The organism is Actinocorallia populi (assembly GCF_002995495.1).
GTDB lineage: Bacteria > Actinomycetota > Actinomycetes > Streptosporangiales > Streptosporangiaceae > Actinocorallia > Actinocorallia populi.
This window is the reverse complement of the sequence record NZ_PVZV01000002.1, coordinates 628,954-651,229: the sequence shown is the minus strand read 5'-3', so window position 1 is coordinate 651,229 and position 22,276 is coordinate 628,954. Positions and strand designations below refer to the sequence as shown.

Below are 22,276 nucleotides of genomic sequence, written 5' to 3'. Positions count from 1 at the left end.
ATGCGTACCCGGTCGAAACACCCCCAAGCAAATACCCCCCGGCCGAACAATCATCCGCTAGGCGTGGACGGCGATCGAAACGCCGCTCGAGAGAAGGGAGCACCGACGATGGGCGTGCAGTGGGTGGCCGCGCACCGGGCCGCGATGGTCAGCCCCTACGGCGGTCTGAGCTTCACCGGACCGCCCGGCGGTTTCGCCGGGCGCACCGTGCGGCAGGTCGTCCACCTGCACCGGGGCGGCCCGCGGCTGCGGGTGTGGCTGAGCAACCAGTTCGGCGACGGCCCGCTGCGCGTCGGCGAGGCCCGGGTGGGCCGCCACCTGGGCGGCGGCCGGGTGGCGGACGAGCAGGCGAGGCTGACCTTCGGCGGCTCCAAGACGGTGGAGATCGTGGCGGGGACGGAGGTGGTCAGCGACCTCACCGAACTCGCCGTCCCCGACGACGCCGAGCTCGCCGTCAGCCTTTACATAGTAGAGGACGGCGGGTCCGCCACCCACCACCCCGAGGCCCTGCAGACCGGCTACGTCACCGCCGGGAACACCGCCGCCGACCTGCGGGCCCGGCCCGCCGAGGAGATCACCTCCCTCCACTGGATCAAGGGGGTGGACCTCCGCCGGGAACGCTCCCCCGGCGAGCCGCTCGTGGCCGCGTTCGGCGACTCCCTCACCGACGGCTCGGGCACCACGCCCGACGCCCACCAGCGCTACCCCGACCACCTGTCCCGCCGCCTCGGCCTGCCCGTCCTCAACCTCGGCATCGGCGGCAACCGCCTGCTGTGCAACGGGTTCGGGCCCGCCGGGCTGCTGCGCTTCCAGCCGGACGTGCTGGCCGTGCCCGGACTCACCCACGTGATCATCGCCCTGGGGATCAACGACCTGGGCCTGTCGGCGGCGGCCGGCCGCCCCCTCTGCCGCGCCGACGACCTGATCTCGGGTCTGACCACCCTGGCCCGCCTGGCCCGGGAGGCCGGCGTGGTGCCGATCGGCGCGACCCTGCCGCCGTACGCGGGGGCGGCCTTCCCCGGCTACCACTGCCGGGAGGGCGACCGGGTCCGCGCGGCCGTCAACGACTGGATCCGCACCACCTCCGAGTACCGCGCCTGCCTGGACGTGGACGCGGCCGTGCGCGACCCGCGGGACCCCTCGCGCTTCCACCCGGACCTGCACTGCGGCGACGGCCTGCACCCCAACGACGCCGGTGCCCGCGCCATGGCCCACGCCGTCGACCTGGAGGCGTTCCTGCTCGACCGCTGACAAGCCGCCGCCAGAAATTCGACAAATTTCGCATTTCGCAATGAATCCCAGGGCGTTAGGGTCCTGCCGGTCCCCACCAGAGAGACCTCTCGAGGAGTGTGGTGCCGGTGCTGCAGCGACGTGATCTCCTGCGGGCAGCGACGGTCTCCGCCGCAGCCGGCGGCGTCCTGCTCGCCGCGGCCCCCGCCGGGGCCGCGGCCAGGGTCGTCGCCGAGCGGAGGCTGGGCCCCCGGGTCCGCGACCTGACGATCGCCTCGCCCGCGATGCGGCGGAACATGAAGGCGCGCGTCATCCTGCCCAGGGGGTGGAACCGCAGGCGGAGGTGGCCGCTCCTGTGGCTCCTGCACGGCGGCAACGACGACTACCGGGCCTGGACGCGCGAGTCCGAGATCGTGCGGATGAGCGCCGCGCACCGGATGATGGTCGTCATGCCCGAGGGAGGCTCCGGGGGCGGCTACACCGACTGGATGGTCGGCCCGCAGTGGGAGACCTTCCACCTGGAGGAGCTGCGCGGCATCCTGATGAGCCGGTACGGCGCGTCCCGGCGGCAGGCGGTCGCGGGATTGTCGGCCGGGGGCTACGGGGCGCTGATCTACTCCGCCCGGCACCCCGGCATGTTCGCGTTCACCGGCAGCTTCAGCGGCTACGGCGCCACCCTGCTGCCCGGCGCCCCCGAGGTGCTGCTGACCGGCATCCCCGGCTCGGGCGCCGAGAAGTTCCTCATGTGGGGGCAGCCGCAGCTCAACCGGGACGTCTGGGAGGAGCACGACCCGCTCACCCAGGCGCACCGGCTCCGCGGCACGCGGCTCTACGTCTCCTGCGCCCGCAACGGGGTGAAGGGGCCGCTGGACCCCGAGACCGCCCACGCCGCCGATCCGGCCGAGGCCTTCTGCCTCTACACGACACGGCCACTGGTGGCCAGGCTGCGCCGGCTGAAGATCCCGGTCACCGCCGACCTCTACCCCAGGGGCACCCACACCTGGCCTTACTTCCGGCGCGGCCTGCGCCGCTCCTGGCCCATGATCATCCGGGCACTGAAGGCCTGAGCAGGGCTTCTCCGCGTTCCCATCCGGCACGAACCGGCACCCGGGGGTGGCCTCAACACCAAACTGGCTGATACCTATATGCCTCAGGGCGAATTATGGAGAGCCAGGACAAGGTGGGGCGTCTTAACTGCACGCGGCCCGGTTGCAGCGGTACCGTGGCCGACGGCTACTGCCTGGAGTGCGGGCTGGCTCCGGCGGCGCCCGACGGCTTCACCCACCCCGACCCCGGCCTCCCGCGCACCGGCTCCCAGCGCCCCGCCGCCTGGAGCACCACCGCCCGCAGCACCGGCGCCTCGTCCGGCGGCAGGTCGCGGCGCGGCCTGCTCGGCGCGGGCCTGGTCGAGGTGCCGCCCGTGCCCTACAAGGACCCCGCGCAGGCCGTGCTGGCCGACCCGGTCGTCGCCGAGCGCAAACGGTACTGCCGCTGCGGCGAGGCGGTCGGGCGCGGCCGCGACGGCCGGCCCGGCCGGCCCGAGGGCTTCTGCTCCCGCTGCGGCTCGGCCTACTCCTTCCTGCCCAAGCTGCGCCCCGGCGACCTCGTCGGCGGCCAGTACGAGGTGCTCGGCTGCCTGACCCACGGCGGCCTCGGCTGGATCTACCTGGCCCGCGACCGCAACGTCAGCGACCGCTGGGTGGTGCTCAAGGGCCTGCTGGACAGCGAGGACCCCGAGGCGGGCGCGGTCGCCGCCGCCGAGAAGGCCTTCCTGGCCGAGGTCGAGCACCCCAACATCGTGCGGATCTACAACTTCGTCCAGCACCCCGACCCGCGCACCCTGCGCAACCACGGCTACATCGTCATGGAGTACGTCGGCGGCCATCCGCTCAAGGACGTCCTGGCCGAGCACCGGCGCGAGCACGGCCAGGACGCCGCCCTGCCGCTCGGCCAGGCCATCGCCTACGCCCTGGAGGTACTGCGGGCCATGGGCTACCTGCACGGCCTGGGCCTGCTGTACTGCGACTTCAAGCCCGACAACGCCATCCAGTCCGAGGAGCAGCTCAAGCTCATCGACCTCGGCGGCGTGCGGCGCATGGACGACACCGAGTCCGCGATCTACGGGACGGTCGGCTACCAGGCGCCCGAGATCGGCGGGATGGGCCCCTCCGTCGCCTCCGACCTGTACACCGTCGGCCGCGCCCTGGCCGTGCTCAGCTTCCCCTTCCACGGCCACACCGGCAAGTACGTGGCGAGCCTGCCGCCCCGCGAGCAGGTCCCGGTGCTGCGCGAGCACGAGTCCTACGACCGGTTCCTGCGCCGCGCCACCGCCCGCGACCCCTACGCCCGCTTCCAGGACGCCCAGGAGATGGCCGAGCAGCTCACCGGGGTGCTGCGCGAGGTGCTCTCCGCGCAGGACGGCAGGCCGCGCCCCGCGCCCTCGGCGCTGTTCGGGCCCGGCCGGCGCGTCCCCACCGAACGGCTCACCCCCCGGGACGCCCTGCTGGCACTGCCCATCCCGCAGCCCCGCGCCTCGGACGCCTCGGCCGGGTTCCTGGCGTCGCTGACCGTCGGCGACCCGCACGCCCTGCTCACCGCGCTGGCCTCCGCCCCCGCCGACTCCCCCGACGTGCGGCTGCACCGGGCGCTGGCCCACCTGGAGCTCGACGACCACGCGGCGGCCCGCCGCGTCCTGGCCGGGATACGCGAGGACTGGCGGGCCGAGTGGTACCGGGCGGTGTCCGCGCTGGGCGCCGGGGAGCTGCGCGAGGCGCGCCACCGGTTCGACGACCTGTACGACCTCGCCCCCGGCGAGGCCGCGCCCAAGCTCGCCCTCGGCTTCTGCCACGAGCTGCTCGGCCGCCTGCCCGACGCCGAGCACCACTACCAGACCGTGTGGCGCACCGACCAGACGTACGTGAGCGCCGCCTTCGGCCTGTCCCGGGTGCGCCTGGCGGCCGGGGACCGGGCCGGCGCCATCGCCGCGCTCGACTCCGTCCCGCCGTCCTCCAGCCACTTCCCCGGCGCCCGCGTCGCCGCGGTCCACGCGATCGCCGTCGGCCGGGAACCTGGGGATCTGTCTGAACGTGAACTGATTGATGCCAGCAGACGTCTCAGCCGACTGGGCCTCGACGCCGAACGCCACGCCCGGCTGTCCGTCGAGGTCCTGCGCTCGGCGCTGGACTGGGTGCTGGCCGGCCGTACGTCCGACGCCCGGGTCCTGGGCGTCCCGCTCGACGAGGAGGAGCTCCGCCGCGGTCTCGAACGCGCCTACCGCACCCTGGCCCGGCTCGCCGACGATCCCGGCGAGCGCCACGCCCTGGTCACCCTGGCCAACGCCATCCGTCCCAGAACCCTGTTCTGACGTTCCAACCCCCGAAGCGAACGGACTCCGATGCCCTGCCCCTCCTGCTCCGCCCCGGTCTTCGCCGGCGACCTGTTCTGCGAGGCCTGCGGCCACCGGCTGAGCCCTGCGGCGCGGCCGGCGGCCGAGACGGTCCACCACCGGGAGATCGACCTGGGCGACGACGCCGCCGCGGTGAGCGACCGGGGGCTGCGGCACAGCACCAACCAGGACGGCATGGCGCTGTCCCCGATCCCCGGCGGCCTGGCCGCGGTGCTCTCCGACGGCGTCTCGGCCTCCCCCCGGCCCGAGGAGGCCTCCGGCACCGCGGTGGAGACCGGCATCTCCGTCCTGACCCGGGAGCTGGAGGCCGGCGCCGACCCGCGCGACGCCACCCGCACCGCCGCGCTGGCCGCCGCCAAGGCCGTGGCGGGCCTGGCCGCCGACCCCTCCTCGGCGCCCGCCTGCACCTACGTCTCGGCGGTCACCGGCGAGCTGGACGGCCGCCCCGTCATCACCATCGGCTGGATCGGGGACAGCCGCGCCTACTGGATCGGCGCCACCGGTGACGAGCTGCTCACCGAGGACGACTCCTGGGCCGAGCACGTCATCGCGCACGGCATGATGAGCCGGGAGGAGGCCTACGCCGACCGCAGGGCCCACATGCTGGTCGGCTGGATGGGCGCGGACGCCCGCGAGATCGACGTGCACGTGCGGGTCTACGCGCCCGAGGTCCCCGGTGTGCTGGTGGTGTGCACCGACGGGCTGTGGAACTACATGGCCTCGCCGCTGGCGCTGGCCGCCGCGCTGGCCGACCCGCTGGCCGACCCGGTCTCCGGGCCGCTCACCGGGCGCCGCGGCCGGCGCACCCCGCTGTCGGTCGCCCGCGAGCTGGTGCGCACCGCGCTGTCGGGCGGCGGCCACGACAACATCACCGTCGCGATCATCCCGGTCGAAGGGGACGGACTCGAACTATGACCATCAGGACCCCGTTCACCGTGTCCGTGGACCAGAACCGCTACCTGCCCGACGGCGGGACGGACCTCCACGCGATCATCTCCGTCACCGGGACGGGCGACCCCTTCGAGCCCGCCGAGGACGTGCGCCTGCGGGTCGCGGTGCCGCGCGGGGTCGTCCTGCGCTCCCTCAAGCAAGTCCTGCCGGCCGAGGAGGACCTCTCCGCGCGCGCCGTCGAGGACGCCCCGCGCTCCTTCGACCACTCCACCGGCCGCTGGGGCCGCCGCGAGACCCGCGAGTACCACCTGCGCCTGCGGGTGCCCGTCCAGGACGTCGGCCAGCGGATGCGCGCGGCACGGCTCACGGTCCTGCTCGGCGGGGAGGCGCTGGGCGCCGCCGACGTGTTCGCCGAGTGGACCGACGACCGCACCCGGTGCACCCGGATCGACGCCCGCGTCGCCCACTACACCGGGCAGAGCGAACTGGCCGCGCGCATCCAGGCGGGCCTGGCCGCCCAGCAGGCCGGGGACGCCGGCACCGCCGCCGCCGAGCTGGAGAGCGCCGTCCAGCTCGCCCGCGCCCAGGGCAACGTCCCGCTGGCCACGATGCTCAGCCGCGTCATCGAGGGCGACGAGACCACCTGCACCTTCCGGCTGCGCCGCGGCGCGGCCCCCGCCCCGCCTCCCGTGCCCGCGTCCTCCCCCGCGCGCTCCGGGCCCTGCCCCGAGTGCGCGCTGCCGGGCGAAGGCCGCTTCTGCGAGGGCTGCGGCCACGACTTCGCCACCGGCGTGCCCGGCCCCAGGCCCGCGGCTCCGGAGGACTTCCGCTCCCGCTGGTACGTGGTGATCAGCACCGATCCGGAGTACCACCGGCGGATCCTGGCCGAGAGCGGACCCGACGCGGGCCGGCTGCCGGCCCCGCAGGGCAGGCCGGGGCTCAGCAGCCCCCTCACCGGCGGCCGCGTGCTGCTGGGGCGGCGCAGCACGCTGCGCGGCACCGTCCCCGACATCGACCTGGCCGTGCCCACCCGCGACCCCGCGGTCTCGCGCACCCACGCCGTCCTGATCTCCCGCGACGGCCGCTGGTGCCTGGTCGACCCCGGCTCGGCCAACGGCACCCGGCTGAACGCCGGCAGCGCCCCGGTCGCCGTGGGCGCCGAGATCCCGCTCCACGAGGGCGACCGCATCCACGTCGGCGCCTGGACCACCCTCGAGCTGCGCAGAGAGTCCCTGTCGTGATCAGCAAGGTGGCCGGGGCGCTCCGGGCGCTCCGGCGGACGGCCGGGCGCTCCGCGCTGCCCCGGACGGTGCCCGGCCACCTGCGCGGCTGGGCCGCCGCGGCGCTGCTGGCCGTCATCGCCCTGGTCGCGGCGGTCTCCACCGGCCTGGAGGACGCCCGCCAGGGCCTGCGGCTGGTCGGCGAGGACGCCGGGCCGCAGGTGGTGCACACCGGCCACCTGTACTTCGCGCTCAGCGACATGGACGCCCAGCTCGCCGGGCTGCTGCTCATCGGCGCCGAGCACGACCTCGGCGCCGGCCGCGACCGCGCCCAGGAGCGGTACCGGGCCAGGCGGGGCGAGGCCCACCGGGCGCTGCTGCAGGCCTACGAGATCGCCGGGACGGACCGGGCGAGCCGCCGCACCGTCCGGGATGTGCTGAACGGCCTCGGCAGGTACGAGCAGCTCGCCTCCCGCGCCCTCCTCCTCAACGACCAGTCCGGGCATCCGGCCGGGCCGCCGCCGCAGAACGTGCTGGGGGTCTACCGGCGGGCCACCGACCTGATGCGCCAGGACATCCTGCCCAAGGCCTACAACCTCACCCTGGAGAACGCCAGCGTCGTGCGGCGCGCCTACGTCGACGAGCGCTCGCACGTCCTGCGCTCCCGCGTCGCCGTCGGCGTCACCGCGCTGGTGCTGCTGGCGGTGCTGGCCGGGCTCCAGGTCTACCTCGCCTACCGGTTCCGGCGCCTGCTCAGCCCGGCGCTGGCCGCGGCCACCGCGCTCACGCTGGTGCTGGGGGGCTGGGCGCTGCTCGTGCTGGGCAGCACCTCCTCGCACCTGCGCATGGCCAAGGAGGAGGGCTTCGACCCCACCCTCGCCTTCACCCGCGCCCGCGCGATCAGCAACACCGCCGCCGCCGACCAGACCCGCTTCCTGCTCGACCCGCGGCGCGCCGACACCTACGCCCAGGTCTACTTCGACACCTCCCAGGCCATCGCCTACCGGGAGTCCGGCAACCTCGCCGACTACTACCGGCGGCTCGCCGAGGCCCCGCCCGAGCTGGGGTTCCTCGGCGGCGTCCCGCAGGGGTCCGAGGTGCTCATCCGCTACCGGGCCTTCCAGGAGCAGGACGAGCGGATGCGCGGCCTGGTGCGCCGCGGCGACGAGCGGGAGGCCATCGCCCTGCGCACCGGCCTGATGACCGAGACCTTCACCGCCTACGACCAGGAGCTGAGCCGGCTCGTCGCGCACCGCAACGCCGACTTCGAACGGGAGGTCGCGGCCGGCGCCGCCGCCCTCGACGGCTGGAACCGGGGCCTGCCCGCGGCGGGGATCGTCCTGGCCGCGCTCATCGTCCTGGGCGTGTGGCCCAGACTCGCGGAGTACCGTTGACCACCAGCATGCCCGGACGCCTCCTGTCCCTCCTCCTGGCCACCGTCCTCCTGCTGTCCCTGGCCGTCGCGTGCGGCGCCGACCGCTCCCCGGGGGTGGAGGGCAGGAAGGTGCTCCGGATCGGGGTGAAGTACGACCAGCCGGGCATCGGGTTGCGGTCCCACGGCTCCTTCCTGGGCTTCGACGTGGACGTCGCCTCCTACGTCGCCGAGCGTCTCGGCGCCGAGCGCGTGGAGTTCGTCGGGCTCACCTCCGGGCAGCGCGAGGAGTTCCTGATCGGGCGGAAGGTCGACCTGGTGGTGGCCAGCTACTCCATCACCCCGCTGCGCAAGACCCTGGTCAACTTCGCCGGGCCCTACTACGTCGCCCACCAGGACATCATGGTCCGCGGGGGCGAAAGGGACATCCTCGGCCCGCGGGACCTGGCGGGCCGCAAACTGTGCAAGAGCGAGGGCTCCAACTCCTGGAAGCGGGTCGTGGAGGAGCTGGGCATCGAGGCCGAACTCGTCGACGCGGCGACGTACGGCGAGTGCGTCCAGCTCCTCCTCGACGGCGGGCTCGACGCCGTCACCACCGACGACCTGATCCTGGCGGGCTTCGCCCTGCGGCGGCCCGGCGCCTTCCGGATGGTCAACGCCAGGTTCACCGACGAGAAGTACGGCATCGGCCTGCGCAAGGACGACGTCAGCGGGTGCGAGGCGGTCAACCGCGCCGTCACCCGGATGTACCAGGACGGGACGGCGGCGCGGCTGCTCGCCAAGTGGTTCGGGCCGACCGGGCTGAAGACCACCACCACCGTCCCGCAGTTCGAGGGCTGCGGCTGATCGGCCCTAGCGGGCCGCCCTCATCTTCATGGCGTGCTGCACCAGGGTGATGAGCACCTCCTTGGAGGACTCCTTCCTGCGGGCGTCGCACAGCAGCACCGGGATGCCCGGACCGATCTGCAGCGCCTGCTTGACCTCGTCCGCCTCGTACCGCTGCGCCCCCTCGAAGCAGTTGACCGCCACGATGAACGGGGTGCCGCGGCGCTCGAAGTAGTCGATCGCCGGGAAGCAGTCGGCCAGCCGCCGGGTGTCGGCCAGCACCACCGCGCCGAGCGCGCCGAGCGCCACCTCGTCCCACATGAACCAGAAGCGCTCCTGGCCGGGGGTGCCGAACAGGTAGAGGACGAACTCGTCGCCGAAGGTGATCCGGCCGAAGTCCATCGCCACCGTGGTGGTCCGCTTGGTCTCCACGCCCTCGATGTCGTCGACGCCCACCCCCCGGTCGGTGAGCACCTCCTCGGTGCGCAGCGGCTCGGTCTCCGAGACCGCCCCGACCAGGGTCGTCTTGCCCGCGCCGAACCCGCCCGCCACCAGGATCTTGATCGCGGTGGGCATCCGGCGGCGCGTCCCGGCGGCGCTAGAGGGCGCGGAGGCCATCGATCACCGCCTGGTACATCCTGAGGTCCTGCATGTCGATCTCCGGTTGGGGTTCCTGGACGGTGACGAGGCCCTTGTCGAGCAGGTCTCCCAGCAGCACCCGCACCGTGCCGGTCGGCAGGTCCAGATGCGCGGTGATCTCGGCCACCGACATCAGCGTCTGGCAGAGGCGGATGATCGCCAGGTGCTCGGGGCCCAGGCCGATCGCCACCGACGGAGCCGGGCCCGTCGCCTCCACCAGGGTGATCAGGTCGAACTCGCCGCGGACCGGCTGGAGCCGGCCGCTCGTCATCACGTACGGCCTGACCAACGGGCCGGCGCTCTCGTCCAGCCAGCGCTCGTTCTCAGGTTCCTGAGGCGGGTAGGTCACGCCGACTCCGTCACCCGTGCCGGGGTGGAGAGATGGTGGCCCAGCTTGGTGACCATCATGGCCATCTCGTAGGCGATGAGGCCGACGTCGGCGTCCTCGCTGCTGAGCACCGCCAGGCAGGCGCCCTGCCCGGCGACGGTGACCAGCAGGAAGGCCGACCGCATCTCGATGATGGTCTGGCGGACGGCGCCGCCGCCGAACCGCTCGCCCGCGCCCTTGGCGAGGCTCTGGATGCCCGCGGCGACCGCCGAGAGGTGCTCGGCGTCGTCCCTGCCGATGCCCTGCGACTGCGCCATCAGCAGACCGTCCGCGGACAGCACGATCGCGTGTTCCGCCTCGTTGACCCGCTTGACCAGGTCATCGAGCAACCACGCCAGGTCGGCGCCTGCTCCTGTCTTCTGCATCACTCGGTCTCACTCTCGACGGAGGCTGCCCTGCCGCGCAGGGTGCCGCTCTGGAAGGCTCCCACGATCCTGCGGATCTCCTCGGGCGAACGGCCGGGATCCTCACCGGCCGGCTCGTCCTCGCCGACCGGCTCGTCCCGCAGCGGCGGGGCGAGGCTGGCCTGGGGAACGCGGACCGGCAGGCCCGAGGGCGTGAGCTCGGTCTCCTCGGAGGCCGGTCCGGCCGTGGACGGGTTCTCCCGCACCGGCAGCGGCGCGGAGGCCGGGGCGGTCGGCGTTTCTTCGGGTGGTGACGGGACCAGGACGGGCGTGAAGCGCTCCCCGCTCCGGGGGTCCGTCGAGTCGGTGACTTCCGGCATGGTCGCCCCGACGACCGTCAGAGACTGCTGCGACGGCGCGCCGGACTCTCCTTCCTCCAGCAGTTCCCGCGGGATGATGACCACCGCGGTCGTTCCCTTGTAGGGCGAACGCTTGAGCGTCACCTGCACGCCGTACCGCTCGGCGAGCTTGCCGACCACGTAGAGGCCGAGCTGCACCGAGCTGGAGAGGTTGAACTCCGGCGGGTCGGCGATCTTCCTGTTGATGGCGGCGAGGTTCTCGTCCGACATGCCCAGGCCGCGGTCCTCGATCTCCAGGGCGTAGCCGGAGGCCACCATGTGGCCGGAGATCTGCGCGTAGGTGTACGGCGGCGAGAACGACACCGCGTTCTCGATCAGCTCCGCCAGGAGGTGGGCGATGTCGGCGACGGCACGGCCGACGAGGTGGACCTCGTCGATCGGCATGACGGTCACCCGGGTGTAGTCCTCGACCTCGGCGACGGCCGAGCGGACCACGTCGACCATGGGGACGGGCCGGCGCCAGCCGCGGGCCGGGGTCGCGCCGGAGAGGATGATGAGGTTCTCGGCGTTGCGCCGCATCCGGGTCGCCAGGTGGTCGAGCCGGAACAGGTCCTCCAGCTCCTCGGTGTCGATCTCCCGGCGCTCCATCTGGTCCAGCAGCGTCAGCTGCCGGTGCACCAGCGCCTGGGAGCGCCGCGCGAGGCTCAGCAGGATGTCGCGGATGCCGCGCCGCAGCTCGGCCTGCTCGACCGCGGTGCGGATCGCGGTCTTCTGCACCGCGTTGAACGCCTGGCCCACCTTGCCGATGTCGTCGTCGCCGAACTCCAGCGGCGGCGCCTCGGCCTCGACGTCCACCTGCTCGCCGTGGCCGAGCCGCTCCACGACGTTCGGCAGCCGCACGTCCGACAGCTCGTGCGCGGCGTCCTTCAAGCGTTCCAGCTGCCGCACCAGGTGGCGGGCGGTGGTGACGGACAGGATCACCGAGGCGACGACGGAGAGGAAGCCCAGACCGCCGGCCAGCGCCAGCCGGATGATGACTCCCGTCGCGATCGGGGTGGCGGCCTCGACGAGCTGGTCGCCGGCGTCCCACGTGATGTCCTGCGACTCCGCCAGCCAGGCGGTGGTGGCGTTGTTCCAAGCGGCGAAGGAGACCGTCTGGATGGGCTTGCGATGGTTGTTGCCCATCATCGCCAGCAGGCGGTCCTCCAGGGCCGTCACCGTGGCCAGGGACTCGCTCTTCTCGTGCCTCTCGACCGTTTCCGGGGCGAACTCGGCGAGCCTCTCGAGCACTTCGGCCCTCGCGTGGCGCTGGACGCCGAGCAACCGGTGGAAGTCGGCGTAGGAGGCGTTGGTGAAGCGCCCTGCGACCAGCACTCCGGAGACCAGCGCGTCCTCCTGGGAGAACAGCTCGTTGTACTGGTTGAGCTCGACCAGGGTCCGGGTCCTGGCGGCGAAGTCGTCGTCGTCGAGGGTCGCCAGGCCCTCGTACACCAGGCCCATCGAGCCGATCGCCTCGGTGTAGAGCGAACGGGCCCAGTCGGGCGACCTGCCGTCGGGGGCGTCGAACCAGGCGCGGGCCTTGTCCAGGTCCTCGAGCGCCGTGAAGGACTGCGCGAGCAGCTCCTCCAGGGCGTCGTCCGCGGCCAGCTTCGTCATGGTCGAACGGGCGTCCCGCAGGTAGGCCGCCCTCTTGCGGTCGGTGCTCGTCCGCTGGTCGCGCAGGGCGTCGGCGTTCGCCTGCGTCCGGTCGCCGGCGAGCACCATGGACAGCAGGCGCTCCTTCTGGAGGTCGACGATGAGGACGTCTCCCGGCTGGGCGATCCCCTTGTCGAGCTGGTTGACCCATAGGAGGTTCACACCCTCGCGGAGCGTGACCCAGGCGGCGAAAACCCACAACGCGGTCAGCGAGAGCAGCAGGGCCGTGATTTTGGTCCGCACACTGGAATTGCGGAGGCGCATTACAGCCGCTCCATCGCATCAATAGACAAGAAGGCCGTTGAACTCTAGCAACGTGCCGTTAACAGTGCCGTATCAAGCGGTTCCGGACATCTCTGGCAGAACCGCCGTCAACAGACGGGAGAACGATAGCAACCTAGCGAACAACCCACCAAAATACCGGCAAGATTCCTACATCTCCCCAGCCTCCGCAAAAACAATGCGTTCCGGAGTATAAGGATAATCCTAAGTGACCAGTGTGCCGCCGAGCTGCACCTGAGCGAGGTGGGAGGCGGCCAGCACAGCGGCCCGGACGATCGCGACGGGGAGGTACAGGTCCTTGTCGTGCCAGAGCGCCGGCGGCTCGTCGTCCGCGGCGCCCGCCAGGAAGCCGGCTCCCGCCCGCACCTGCTCGACCGCGTCCTCCGGATCGCCGGCGAGCAGCAGGACGTGCAGGGCGTAGGCGCTCTCCTCCGCGGTTCCGCCCCACACGCCCCAGGAGCCGTCAGGGCGCTGGGTGTCGCGCACCCAGCGCAGGGCCGCACGGACCGAGTCCGCCGACTCCTCGCCCCCGAACTCCGCCAGGGCCAGGGCCGTCGCCATCGTCGCGTAGTAGGGCGAGGCGTGCCAGCGGTCCGTCCAGGAGCCGTCGGCCCGCTGCACCTCCCGCAGCCAGGCCGCGACCTTGGCCGCGGTGGCCTCGTGCCCGGCACCGGGCTCCAGCCGCGCGTGCTGGCCGAACACCTCCAGCACGTGGGCGTTGGTGGTCACCGAACGCCCCTGCTCGCCACCGGGCCACGTGCGGAAGTTGGTCTCCGTCTCGTACCCGGTGAGCGGGTCGGGCGCCACGCGCCTGCCCAGCAGCGTCAGGGCGTAGAGGACCGCGGAGGTGGTGTCGGCGTCCGGGGGCAGTCCGGGACCGGTGGCCACGCCGTCCGGGCCCAGCGGCGCGGACAGGCTCAGCAGCAGCTCCGGGTGGGGGTCGAAGGCCAGCCCCGCCCTGCTCAGCAGGGTCAGCACCCAGGACCGTTCGAAGACGGTGATCGGCAGTCCGCAGGCCACCGGACCGCCGTGCTGGCGGGCGGCGGTCTCCAGGAAGCGCCGGGAGGGATCGGACGGCGGGGGCTCCGTCCCGCCCAGCCAGGCGGCGGTCGCGGCGGGCGCCGCGCCCACCCCGCCCATGTTCTCCACCGGGACCCCGGGCAGCCCGGCCGCGGCGGGACCGATGATCTCGAGCGCGTGCCACATCTTCTGCGGCAGCGGCCCGCCCTGCTTCGCGGCGGCCATGACCAGGTCCAGGGTGCCGTCGTCGAGCGCCGCGGGCGCCGGCAGCGCCCCGGGCAGACGGGAGTCGATCGAACGGATCAGCGAGGCCGATATCAGTTCGATCGCCGGGGTGTCCGGGAGCTGCGGCGGCGCGGCCAGCAGCGGGCGCATCCGGTCCAGGCCGCGGTGGGCGGCGGCCGCCGCCTCGGCCGATCCCTCGGCCAGCAGCGCGTCGATCGCGCTGAGCGAGGGCACCAGGAGGTAGCCCGGTTCACCGTCCGGTCCCCAGCCTCCGTCGGGCCGCTGCGTGCGCAGCAGGAAGGCGACCCGTTCGGCGTGCCCGGCCAGCCAGGGGGTGAAGGCCACCAGCCGCCCGGTCTCGTATACCGACGGCGAGACCTGGCCCCAGGGCTCGGCGAGCAGCCCGTCCACCAGTTCCTGGGCCCGGCGGTCGACATCGCGGATCAAAATTCGACACCCCAGTAGTCGGTGACACCGTAGAAACCGCTGCAGAACTCCATCTGCCGGCGCATGTAGCCGCCGTGCTCCGGCGGGAGCGGCTCCAGCAGCCGCACCGCCTCCGCGGACAGCTCGGCGACCTTCCGCTCGACGGCCGGCCGGTCCACCCCCAGCAGCAGCGCGTTGAGGTCGCCCCACTGCAGGTCGCGCTCGTAGGTGCCCAGATCGTTGAGCAGCCGGATCACCTGCTGGACGGCCCGGCTGGCCTTGCGGACCTCCGCGGGCTCACCGGACGCGCCGTTGGCGATCCAGTGCGCGAAGAAGACGAAGGCGAATCCGAGGTTGTCGGCGTTGTCCAGGTACTCCTCGAGGGAGGGGCGCGGCCCGCGGCTCTTCCAGCGCCACTCCAGCGCCATCCCGTCGAGCATGTCCTGGAGCTCCTCCCGCCAGATCGTGCGCAGGGCGGGATCCGGCGGAAGGTCGTCGCGGAGTTCGGCGAGGAAGGCGGTGAGCTCGTCCTCCGGCTCCGCCCCGTCGGCCACCGAGGCCACCCGGGCCAGCAGCGCGCCGACCTCCTCCTCGCTCTGCGCCTGGTAGTCCACGAGCCAGTCCAGCCCGAACGCCCACAGGCAGGTCTTGTTGGCCGCGGTGAGCTGGTCGGCGTCGTACCAGGGGCCGCTGAAGGCAGCCGCCTGGGCCAGCGTGCCGAACAGCGCCGGGTCGAACTCCGGCTTGTCGTAGAGGCCGGGGTACTTCTGCGCCCAGGCGCGCATCCGGCGTTGCGACTGGCCTCCGACGGCCGCCGCCGCTCCGCAGCTCCGGGCGTTGAGCAGGTCGTTCACCACATGTCCTCGTGTCGTTCGGGCTCAGCGGGCGGGCCGCACGACCATCTCGACCTTCTCCAGCGGCTTGATGGTGGCCCCCACCACCCGCGTGGGTTCGGTCGGCGTCACGTTCACCAGGCGGAACCTGCTGAACAGCCCCGCCAGCAGCAGCAGCGCCTCCGTCGCGAAGAGGTGGTTGCCGATGCACAGGTGGCCGCCGGCCCCGAAGGGGAAGTAGGAGTACCGGTTCGGGGCCGGCGCGCCCGGGGCGAACCGCTCGGGGTCGAACTCCAGGGGCCGGTCCCAGTACTTCTCGCTCCGGTGGCTGATGAACGGGCTGATCAGGATGTCGGCGCCCCGGGGGATGCGCACCCCGTCGATCACGTCCTCGTCCACCGCGACCCGGCTGAACAGCCAGCCCACCGGCATGTAGCGCAGGAGCTCGTCGATGACCTGCTTGGTGTAGACCAGGCGGGGAAGGTGCTCGGGGCTCATCTCGTCGGCCCCGATGACCTCGTCGATCTCGGCGGTCAGCTTCGCGTAGACCTCCGGGTGCCGGGCCAGGATCGGCATCAGCCAGACCATCGCCGAGACCGTGCTCTCGCTCGCCGCGCCGTAGACCCCGGAGAAGTTGTCACGCAGCCACTTGGGCGAGGGCGGGCCGCCGTCCGGGCCGGGGGCTCCCAGGAACAGGGTGAGCAGGTCGTCGTCGCCCTCCTGCGGCTCGGCCGCCGCCACCTCGTACATGTGCTTGTCGAAGACCCTGATGGCCTCGGCGAACACGCGGTCCTTGGGCCGGGGGACCCATTCGGGCAGGAACGGGGTGACCACCCGGGGGATCATGGACGGGATGAGGGTGTTGGTCGCCGCGGTCAGTTCGTCCGCCTGCTCGCGACCGATCCGCTGGCCGAAGATGAGGCCGACGACGGCCTTGGTCACGATGGAGGCCATCAGGTCCTCGACGTCCACCGGGGTGCCCGTGCGGGCCGGCTCCTCCAGCGCGTCCAGCCCCTCTTTGACGAAGCCCGCGATCCGCGACTGGATGAGCTTGATGTGCCGCGCCGTGAACATCGGCTGCATGATCCGGCGGCTGTGGACCCAGGTCTGGCCGTCGTCCGCGCCGAGGATGCCGTCACCGAACAGGTCCTTCAGCGGAGAGTAGAAGATGCCGCCGCGGGCGTAGTTGGCCTGGTTGCCCCGCAGGATGTGCTGGACATGGTCCGGCGCGGTGATCAGATACGGCCTGCAGACCTTTGCGTCAAGGCGGACGATCTCGCCGTCCGCCTGGCGGCCCCATTCCGCGAATGAGTTCAACGGGTCTCGAAGAAGGCTCGGAATGTCTCGGTAAATAGGCAGACTGCGCGCCTTTACAGCCGACCTCGCGGGAGTACTCAGGGCCATCGGTCCGACGCCTCTTCTCACCAGTTTCATCCAGGGAACACCCGAACCTGGATCAGATCAGACAAATCCGACAACTTGCAAGTCTTCCATGATCCACTTTACAGATCAAGAGTGTACGAAGCCGACACAACAGACAAGCCATTGTGACGCATGGCACATGGATACGCTGGGTAATAAACGCATAACTATCTGCGACAAACCTTTCTCGAAATAACCCTCCGTGATCGGCCGGTCATCGGAGGATGCTTACGCGAATGAAACATGAATGGCCTACCCCGCGGTATTTCTTTGCCAGAGTTGACGCGAAGATCTGTTGTAGTGGAAAGGGCTGCCGATGATGCCGAGTGCGCTCGCCCCGCCGGACGGGGTCACGGGGACGCTGGACGAGACGAGGCGGTGGATGCGTCCGGCCATGCAGGAGGCCGTGGAGCGGCTGCATCCCGTTCCCCGGCTGATCTCCGGATTCACCCTCGGCTGGCCGACGGACGGCGGCCGCCCCCGGACGGGCACCGGGGGCAAGGGCGTCCGGCCCGCGCTGGCCGGACTGGCGGCCGCCTCCGCCGGCGGTCGCGCCGAGGACGCCGCACCGGGCGCGGCGGCCGTGGAGTTCGTCCACGCCTTCTCGCTGGTGCACGACGACATCATGGACGGCGACGAGCTGCGTCGGCACCGGCAGACCGCGTGGAAGGCCTACGGCATCGGGCCCGCGGTCCTGGCCGGGGACGGGCTGCTGGCCCTGGCTCTGGACACCCTCGCCCAAAGCGGCAACACCGCCGCGTTGCTCCGGCTGACGTCCGTGCTGGTGGAGCTCGTCAACGGGCAGGCGGCCGACACCGATTTCGAGGGCCGGCCCTGGAGCGGTCCCGGCGCGGTGACCGTGGAGGAGTACCGCGCGATGGCCGTCGGCAAGACCGGGTCGCTGCTGGGATGCGCGGCGTCGGTCGGGTGGCTGCTGGGCGGCGGCGACCGCGAGGGCGCGGAGAGGATGGACCGGATGGGCCGCCATCTGGGGCTGGCGTTCCAGGCGGTGGACGATCTGCTGGGCATCTGGGGCGAGCCCGAGGTCACCGGCAAGGCCGTCCACAACGACCTGCGCCGGGGGAAGAAGAGCCTGCCGGTCGTCGCGGCGCTGCGGTCGGGGGACGAGGAGCTGGTGCGGCTGCTGGAGGCGCGTCCGGCGAAGGAGGACGAGGCGCTCAGGGCGGCACTGCTGATCGAACGGGCCGGGGGCAGGGCGTACGCCGAGCAGACGGCCGAGCGGGAGACGGCGGCGGCGCTGGCGATCATCGAGGAGATCGGCGGGCCCCGCCGCGACGATCTGGCGGCACTGGCCCGGTACGTGGTCGCGCGGCGCGTCTAGCGCGTCCGAAAGGGACGGAGGGCCTCAGAGCGCCTTGAGGTCCTCCAGGACCCGCTGGAGGAGCGCCTGGTCGGCCTGCACCATGCGGCGGCCGGGCTTGCGCACCTCCAGCAGGTCCAGATGGCAGAGCTCTCCGGCGAGCACCTTCACCACGCCCAGCGGCAGGTCGAGGTCCGACGCCAGGTCCGCGACCGCCGCCGGCTGCCAGCACAGGGCCAGCAGGTGCGACTCCTCCCGGGAGAGCCGCCTGTCGTGCGGCGGCTCCCTCCCGGTCGCGCACAGCAGCGTCACCAGATCGAGCGCGATGCCCCGGGGCCGGGTACGGCCCCGGACCACCGCGTAGGACCGGACTATCGGTCCCGCCTCGTCATCGACCCAGCGCTCGTCAAATCTGCCCATCGCCGGCTCCCGGCTGCCTCGGCGCCGCCGAGAGCAGCCTGCGCACCCGCTTGACCAGCATCGACATCTCGTATGCGACCAGTCCCGCGTTCGCGCCGGCCTCGCTCAGCACCGCCAGGCAGCTCCCGCTGCCGGCCGCGGCCACGAAGAACAGGCCGGTGTCCAGCTCGACGATCGTCTGCCGGACCTCGCCCTCGCCGAAGTGCACCCGGGTCCCCCCGGCCAGGCTGTGCAGCCCGGAGGCCAGGGCCGCCAGGTGGTCGCCCTCCTCCCGGCTCACCGCCTGGGAGCTGCCCATCACCAGCCCGTCCCGGGACAGGACGATGGCCTTGCGCACTTCGCCGACCCGGTTGACCAGGTCGTCCAGCAGCCAGCTCAGTTCGGTTGCCGCACGGGTGTTGCTCATGATCCGTATCCGTCCTCGTCGTTCTCGTTCCGGGCCCGCTGCCAGCCCGCCTGCAGCGAACTGAACAGGTCACGGCTGATCTCGGGGTCGCGATCGTCCGGCTCGGGGTGCTCGGCCGGAGGCGCCGACAAGGGGCCTTGGCGCAGCTGCGGGGCCAGGCTGTTCTGCCTGACGCGCCGGGGCAGCCCGCCTTCCTCGCGCGGCGGGACGACGCTCGACGCCGTGCCCGCCGGGGCGAGGCTCGTGGGGACGGGGGCGGGGGACCGCTTCGGGGGCGCGGCGGGAGAGGGCGGCGGCACCGGCCAGGGACCGGATTCCGCCGGCGTCGACGTGGGGCGGCGCGCCTCGATCGAGGGCTGCTCGTCCCCGATCGCCGACTCCGGCACGATCAGCGAGTGCGGCATCACCACGACCGCGCTGACCCCTCCGTACGCCGACGGCTGCAGCGTCACCTTGATGCCGTGCCGTGCCGCCAGCCGCGAGACCACGAACAGGCCGAGCCGGTCGGTGTCGGCCAGGTCGAACTCGGGCGCCTTGGCCAGGCGCTCGTTGAGCTCGGCGAACTCCGCCGGGGTGAGGCCCACGCCGCGGTCGACGATCTCCACGGCGAACCCGTTGCCCACGACCTCGCCGTGCACCAGCACCTCGGTGGGCGGCGGGGAGTAGGCGGTGGCGTTCTCGATGAGCTCGGCCAGCAGGTGGATGACGTCGGTGACGGCGGCTCCGGTGAGCGCCACCGGGGAGGCCGACACCGCCTCGACCCGCGTGTAGTCCTCGACCTCGGCGACCGCGCCGCGCAGCACGTCCGACATGTGCACCGGCTTGCTCCAGGAGCGGCCGGGCGCGGAGCCCGACAGGATGATGAGGCCCTCGGCGTGCCGCCGCATGCGGGTGGTGAGGTGGTCGAGCTGGAACAGGTCGTTGAGGGTGTCGGGGTCGGGCGCCTTGCGCTCCAGCGCGTCCAGCATGCGCAGCTGCCGGTGCAGCAGCGACTGGCTGCGCCAGGCCAGGTTGAGGAAGACGCGGCTGATGCCCTTGCGCAGGTGCGCCTCGCCGACCGCGGTCTGCATGGCGGTGTTCTGCACCCGGTTGAACGCGTCGGCCACCCGGGCGACCTCGGTGGTGCGGGCGCCGATGTCCAGCGGCGGCACCTCCCTGGCCACGTCGACGGTCTCGCCGCGCCGCAGCCTGCCGACGACCCAGGGCAGCCGCTGCTCGGCCAGCTCCCGCGCGGCGTTCTGCAGCTGCCCGATCTCCCTGGTGAGGCCGCGGACGAGCGTCACGGACAGCGCGATGGACACGGCGACCGCCAGGAGCCCGGCGCCGGCCGCGACGGACAGCCGCCAGATGACCCGGTCGCCGATCGGCTCGGCGTCGCCCTTGAGGATCGCGCCGGCCTTGTTGACGTTGGTCTCCCACAGCTTGAGGAGCTGCTCGACCGTGCCCGGCCACTGCTGCGCGAGCGAGGCGGGCAGCCGTCCGGAGTCGCCGTCGGCCGCCCCCTGGACCGCCCTCTCCAGCTGGCCGAGGGTCGCGTAGTGGGGGGAGTTGACGACCTCGGCCATGAGGGGCGCCACCTCCGCCCCCAGGTTCTCCCGCGACATCCGGGTCATCTGCTGCTGCCCGGCCACGAGGATGGCGAAGGTCCGGAACTGGTCCTTGGTCAGCCGTCCGTCGCCCGCGAGGGCGGCGCTGACCATGGTGTCCTCCTGCATGACGAACTCGCGGGCGTAGGTGTAGGAGATGAGCGCGTCGCTCTTGCGGTAGAGCTCGACGTCGTCGGCCAGGACCAGCGATTCGAAGACGCCGAGCGAGGCGCCGATCGACTGGGTGTAGGCGGCGGCGACCGCGGCGGCGTCGATCTTCCGGTTGTCGACGTTCCCGCGCAGCTCGGTGAGGCCGTCGAGCCGGGTGCTGAAGTCGTCGATGAGCCTCGAGGTCCGCTCGCCGACCGCGTCGCGCATCTCCTCGGTGAGCGCCTTCTCGCGGTAGGAGTTCAGGTGCTTGTCCACCTCGCCGCGCACCATGACGAGCTGCTGGTAGAGCTGGCCGTCGGTGCCCTGCTCGCTCGCGACGTGGACGGCGCTCAGCTTCCGCTCGTACTGCAGTGTCCCCATCAGGGACGCCGCGGACAGGCCGATACCCTCGTACGCGGTGTCGATCCGGAACTTGCCCCGGGCGTCGGGGAAGGTGAGGGAGAGCGCGAAACCCCACAGGCCCACGAGCGAGAGCAGCGGGATGATCAGCAGCAGGGCGATCCGGGCCCGGATGCTGCGCATCCGGGGCTTGAGCAGAGCCATGGCAACCTGCGCAATCCTGTTATAGCCGTCACCCGTCGTTCGGAAAGCTCATGTTGCACTTCAGGCGCATCGCAGGTCAACCTGCCTCAAACTCAACAAACCCGTCAGCAGAAGTCAACGTTTGGTGTACATGTAACCCAACCGCCGGACTGTGACGATCCTCTGGCGGTATCCTCCCAGCTTGCTCCGAAGCCGGTGGATGTGCACATCCACCGTCCGCAGCGAACCCGCGTCGGTGTGCCCCCACACGGCGCGCAGGAGCTGGCCCCTGGAGTGGACCCGGCCAGGACTGGCCGTCAGGTGGGCCAGCAGTTCGAACTCCTGGTAGGTGAGCGGGACCGCGCGCCCGTCCGCCCGCACGGCGCGGGCCACCGGGTCGACGGACAGGCCGTCGCCGTCGTGCGGCGGCAGCGGCAGCGGGGGCGCCCCGTTCCCGGTGTCCAGGTCCACGAGATGACCGACGACGACCAGCGCGGTGCGGGTGCCTTCCATGGGGACGACGCCGAGCAGCCGCCCCTCGCCCGGGGCGAGGCCCTCGACCTTGGCGGCGAATGTGGTGGAATCCATGACGCCATATTACCCACCTAGTTGGTCGAGTTTATAGATTTAATGCGCGGCCGAACCCGGCGCCGCGGGACGGGGGCGGCGGGCCGCTCGTGTGCGATGCTGAAAGGCGTGCGCTTCAACCAGGCGATGGTCATCCGGGAACGAACCAGGGCCCGCGTGTTCCGCAAGTACCTCATGGCGAACGAAGGCAACGTCATCGCGGTGCGCCGCCATCCGGCCGTGCTGCTGCGCTACTTCTGCGAGACGCTCGGCGGCCTCATCGTCGCCGGCGCCCTCACCGGCTGGCTCGGCGGCGGCGCCGCGGCCGCCGTCATCTGGATCGCCTGGCTCCTCGTACTGGGCCGGCTGCTGTGGAAACTGCTCACCTGGACGGTGGAGTTCTTCATCGTCACCGACCTCCGCCTGATGTACATCCGCGGGCTCGTCGCCCGCCGCGTCGGCATGATCCCGCGCGGCAAGGTCACCGACATCAAGATGGAGCGCACCGTGCTCGGCGAGATCCTGGACTACGGCACCTTCATCATGGAGAGCGCCGGAGACGACCAGGCGTTCCGGGAGGTGACCTTCATGCCCTACCCCGAGCAGCTCTACTACGAGGTCTCCTCCGCGATCTTCTCCGCCGAGAGCATCGACGACTGACCGCCTCCGGGGGTCCCTAGACTGGCCGGGGTCAGCCTCCCCCGAG

The 22,276-nt window shown here is 72.2% G+C and carries 20 protein-coding genes; 9 read left to right on the top strand and 11 right to left on the bottom strand.

From position 1 onward, the window contains the following. Positions 1-108 precede the first annotated feature (108 nt). From C2865_RS09980 to C2865_RS09950, 7 genes are all read left to right on the top strand, one after another. Positions 109-1,251, top strand: coding sequence for a GDSL-type esterase/lipase family protein (locus tag C2865_RS09980; RefSeq protein WP_106398068.1), 1,143 nt, complete (start codon positions 109-111; stop codon positions 1,249-1,251). A 101-nt stretch (positions 1,252-1,352) separates the two neighbouring features. Next, positions 1,353-2,297, top strand: a complete 945-nt coding sequence (locus tag C2865_RS09975; protein ID WP_232835491.1) for an alpha/beta hydrolase — start codon at positions 1,353-1,355, stop codon at positions 2,295-2,297. Between the two features lie 95 nt (positions 2,298-2,392). Continuing rightward, positions 2,393-4,594, top strand: coding sequence for a serine/threonine-protein kinase (locus C2865_RS09970; protein ID WP_106398067.1), 2,202 nt, complete (start codon positions 2,393-2,395; stop codon positions 4,592-4,594). Between the two features lie 30 nt (positions 4,595-4,624). Next, entirely contained in the window at positions 4,625-5,551 is a 927-nt protein-coding gene (locus C2865_RS09965; protein WP_106398066.1) for a protein phosphatase 2C domain-containing protein, read from the top strand. Continuing rightward, entirely contained in the window at positions 5,548-6,768 is a 1,221-nt protein-coding gene (locus C2865_RS40640; protein WP_232835490.1) for an FHA domain-containing protein, read from the top strand. The genes C2865_RS09965 and C2865_RS40640 overlap by 4 nt, the downstream gene beginning before the upstream one ends. Further along, positions 6,765-8,141, top strand: a complete 1,377-nt coding sequence (locus C2865_RS09955; RefSeq protein WP_232835489.1) for a hypothetical protein — start codon at positions 6,765-6,767, stop codon at positions 8,139-8,141. Before C2865_RS40640 ends, C2865_RS09955 begins: the two co-directional genes overlap by 4 nt. Then, positions 8,138-8,965 carry a glutamate ABC transporter substrate-binding protein gene (locus tag C2865_RS09950; RefSeq protein WP_232835488.1) on the top strand — a complete coding sequence of 276 codons (828 nt, stop codon included), beginning with the start codon at positions 8,138-8,140 and terminating at the stop codon, positions 8,963-8,965. The genes C2865_RS09955 and C2865_RS09950 overlap by 4 nt, the downstream gene beginning before the upstream one ends. A 6-nt stretch (positions 8,966-8,971) precedes the next feature. Here the strand turns inward: C2865_RS09950 and C2865_RS09945 are convergent, their stop codons facing one another. From C2865_RS09945 to C2865_RS09920, 7 genes are all read right to left on the bottom strand, one after another. Continuing rightward, positions 8,972-9,562: a GTP-binding protein gene (locus tag C2865_RS09945; RefSeq protein WP_106398065.1), complete on the bottom strand. Its 591-nt coding sequence runs from the start codon at positions 9,560-9,562 to the stop codon at positions 8,972-8,974. Next, positions 9,543-9,932 (bottom strand): DUF742 domain-containing protein, encoded by a 390-nt coding sequence (locus C2865_RS09940; RefSeq protein ID WP_232835486.1) that lies wholly within the window; start codon positions 9,930-9,932, stop codon positions 9,543-9,545. Before C2865_RS09940 ends, C2865_RS09945 begins: the two co-directional genes overlap by 20 nt. Further along, positions 9,929-10,336 carry a roadblock/LC7 domain-containing protein gene (locus C2865_RS09935; RefSeq protein WP_198653129.1) on the bottom strand — a complete coding sequence of 136 codons (408 nt, stop codon included), beginning with the start codon at positions 10,334-10,336 and terminating at the stop codon, positions 9,929-9,931. The genes C2865_RS09940 and C2865_RS09935 overlap by 4 nt, the downstream gene beginning before the upstream one ends. Next, on the bottom strand, positions 10,336-12,612 hold the full coding sequence (locus C2865_RS09930; protein WP_232835485.1) for a nitrate- and nitrite sensing domain-containing protein: 2,277 nt from the start codon (positions 12,610-12,612) through the stop codon (positions 10,336-10,338). The genes C2865_RS09935 and C2865_RS09930 overlap by 1 nt, the downstream gene beginning before the upstream one ends. A 243-nt stretch (positions 12,613-12,855) precedes the next feature. After that, a complete protein-coding gene (locus C2865_RS09925) occupies positions 12,856-14,343 on the bottom strand; it encodes a prenyltransferase/squalene oxidase repeat-containing protein (RefSeq protein ID WP_198653128.1) in 1,488 nt (495 codons plus the stop codon). Continuing rightward, a complete protein-coding gene (locus C2865_RS39070) occupies positions 14,340-15,176 on the bottom strand; it encodes a terpene synthase family protein (RefSeq protein WP_157963646.1) in 837 nt (278 codons plus the stop codon). The genes C2865_RS09925 and C2865_RS39070 overlap by 4 nt, the downstream gene beginning before the upstream one ends. Before the next feature lie 24 nt (positions 15,177-15,200). Continuing rightward, positions 15,201-16,559, bottom strand: coding sequence for a cytochrome P450 (locus C2865_RS09920; protein ID WP_332873347.1), 1,359 nt, complete (start codon positions 16,557-16,559; stop codon positions 15,201-15,203). A gap of 334 nt (positions 16,560-16,893) precedes the next feature. On the opposite strand from C2865_RS09920, the gene C2865_RS09915 reads away from it, so the two are divergent. Next, entirely contained in the window at positions 16,894-17,919 is a 1,026-nt protein-coding gene (locus C2865_RS09915; protein ID WP_198653127.1) for a polyprenyl synthetase family protein, read from the top strand. 24 nt (positions 17,920-17,943) lie between these two features. On the opposite strand, the gene C2865_RS09910 is transcribed toward C2865_RS09915, so the two are convergent. The 4 genes from C2865_RS09910 to C2865_RS09895 all read right to left on the bottom strand — a co-directional run bounded on the left by C2865_RS09910 (position 17,944) and on the right by C2865_RS09895 (position 21,591). Next, a complete protein-coding gene (locus C2865_RS09910; protein ID WP_106398060.1) occupies positions 17,944-18,318 on the bottom strand; it encodes a DUF742 domain-containing protein in 375 nt (124 codons plus the stop codon). Next, a complete protein-coding gene (locus C2865_RS09905) occupies positions 18,305-18,724 on the bottom strand; it encodes a roadblock/LC7 domain-containing protein (RefSeq protein ID WP_106398059.1) in 420 nt (139 codons plus the stop codon). The genes C2865_RS09910 and C2865_RS09905 overlap by 14 nt, the downstream gene beginning before the upstream one ends. Further along, complete coding sequence (locus C2865_RS09900; RefSeq protein WP_106398058.1) at positions 18,721-21,024, bottom strand: sensor histidine kinase; 2,304 nt, start codon at positions 21,022-21,024, stop codon at positions 18,721-18,723. Before C2865_RS09900 ends, C2865_RS09905 begins: the two co-directional genes overlap by 4 nt. Before the next feature lie 114 nt (positions 21,025-21,138). Continuing rightward, entirely contained in the window at positions 21,139-21,591 is a 453-nt protein-coding gene (locus C2865_RS09895) for a winged helix-turn-helix domain-containing protein (RefSeq protein WP_106398057.1), read from the bottom strand. 108 nt (positions 21,592-21,699) lie between these two features. On the opposite strand from C2865_RS09895, the gene C2865_RS09890 reads away from it, so the two are divergent. Next, a complete protein-coding gene (locus C2865_RS09890; protein WP_332873346.1) occupies positions 21,700-22,230 on the top strand; it encodes a PH domain-containing protein in 531 nt (176 codons plus the stop codon). Positions 22,231-22,276 lie beyond the last annotated feature (46 nt).

Coding starts and splice junctions, on each gene's coding strand:
- C2865_RS09980 (WP_106398068.1), top strand. CDS start 109: ATGGGCGTGCAGTGGGTGGCCGCGCACCGGGCCGCGATGGTCAGCCCC.
- C2865_RS09970 (WP_106398067.1), top strand. CDS start 2,393: ATGGAGAGCCAGGACAAGGTGGGGCGTCTTAACTGCACGCGGCCCGGT.
- C2865_RS09965 (WP_106398066.1), top strand. CDS start 4,625: ATGCCCTGCCCCTCCTGCTCCGCCCCGGTCTTCGCCGGCGACCTGTTC.
- C2865_RS40640 (WP_232835490.1), top strand. CDS start 5,548: ATGACCATCAGGACCCCGTTCACCGTGTCCGTGGACCAGAACCGCTAC.
- C2865_RS09945 (WP_106398065.1), bottom strand. CDS start 9,562: ATGGCCTCCGCGCCCTCTAGCGCCGCCGGGACGCGCCGCCGGATGCCC.
- C2865_RS09935 (WP_198653129.1), bottom strand. CDS start 10,336: ATGCAGAAGACAGGAGCAGGCGCCGACCTGGCGTGGTTGCTCGATGAC.
- C2865_RS09920 (WP_332873347.1), bottom strand. CDS start 16,559: ATGGCCCTGAGTACTCCCGCGAGGTCGGCTGTAAAGGCGCGCAGTCTG.
- C2865_RS09915 (WP_198653127.1), top strand. CDS start 16,894: ATGATGCCGAGTGCGCTCGCCCCGCCGGACGGGGTCACGGGGACGCTG.
- C2865_RS09910 (WP_106398060.1), bottom strand. CDS start 18,318: ATGGGCAGATTTGACGAGCGCTGGGTCGATGACGAGGCGGGACCGATA.
- C2865_RS09905 (WP_106398059.1), bottom strand. CDS start 18,724: ATGAGCAACACCCGTGCGGCAACCGAACTGAGCTGGCTGCTGGACGAC.
- C2865_RS09900 (WP_106398058.1), bottom strand. CDS start 21,024: ATGGCTCTGCTCAAGCCCCGGATGCGCAGCATCCGGGCCCGGATCGCC.
- C2865_RS09895 (WP_106398057.1), bottom strand. CDS start 21,591: ATGGATTCCACCACATTCGCCGCCAAGGTCGAGGGCCTCGCCCCGGGC.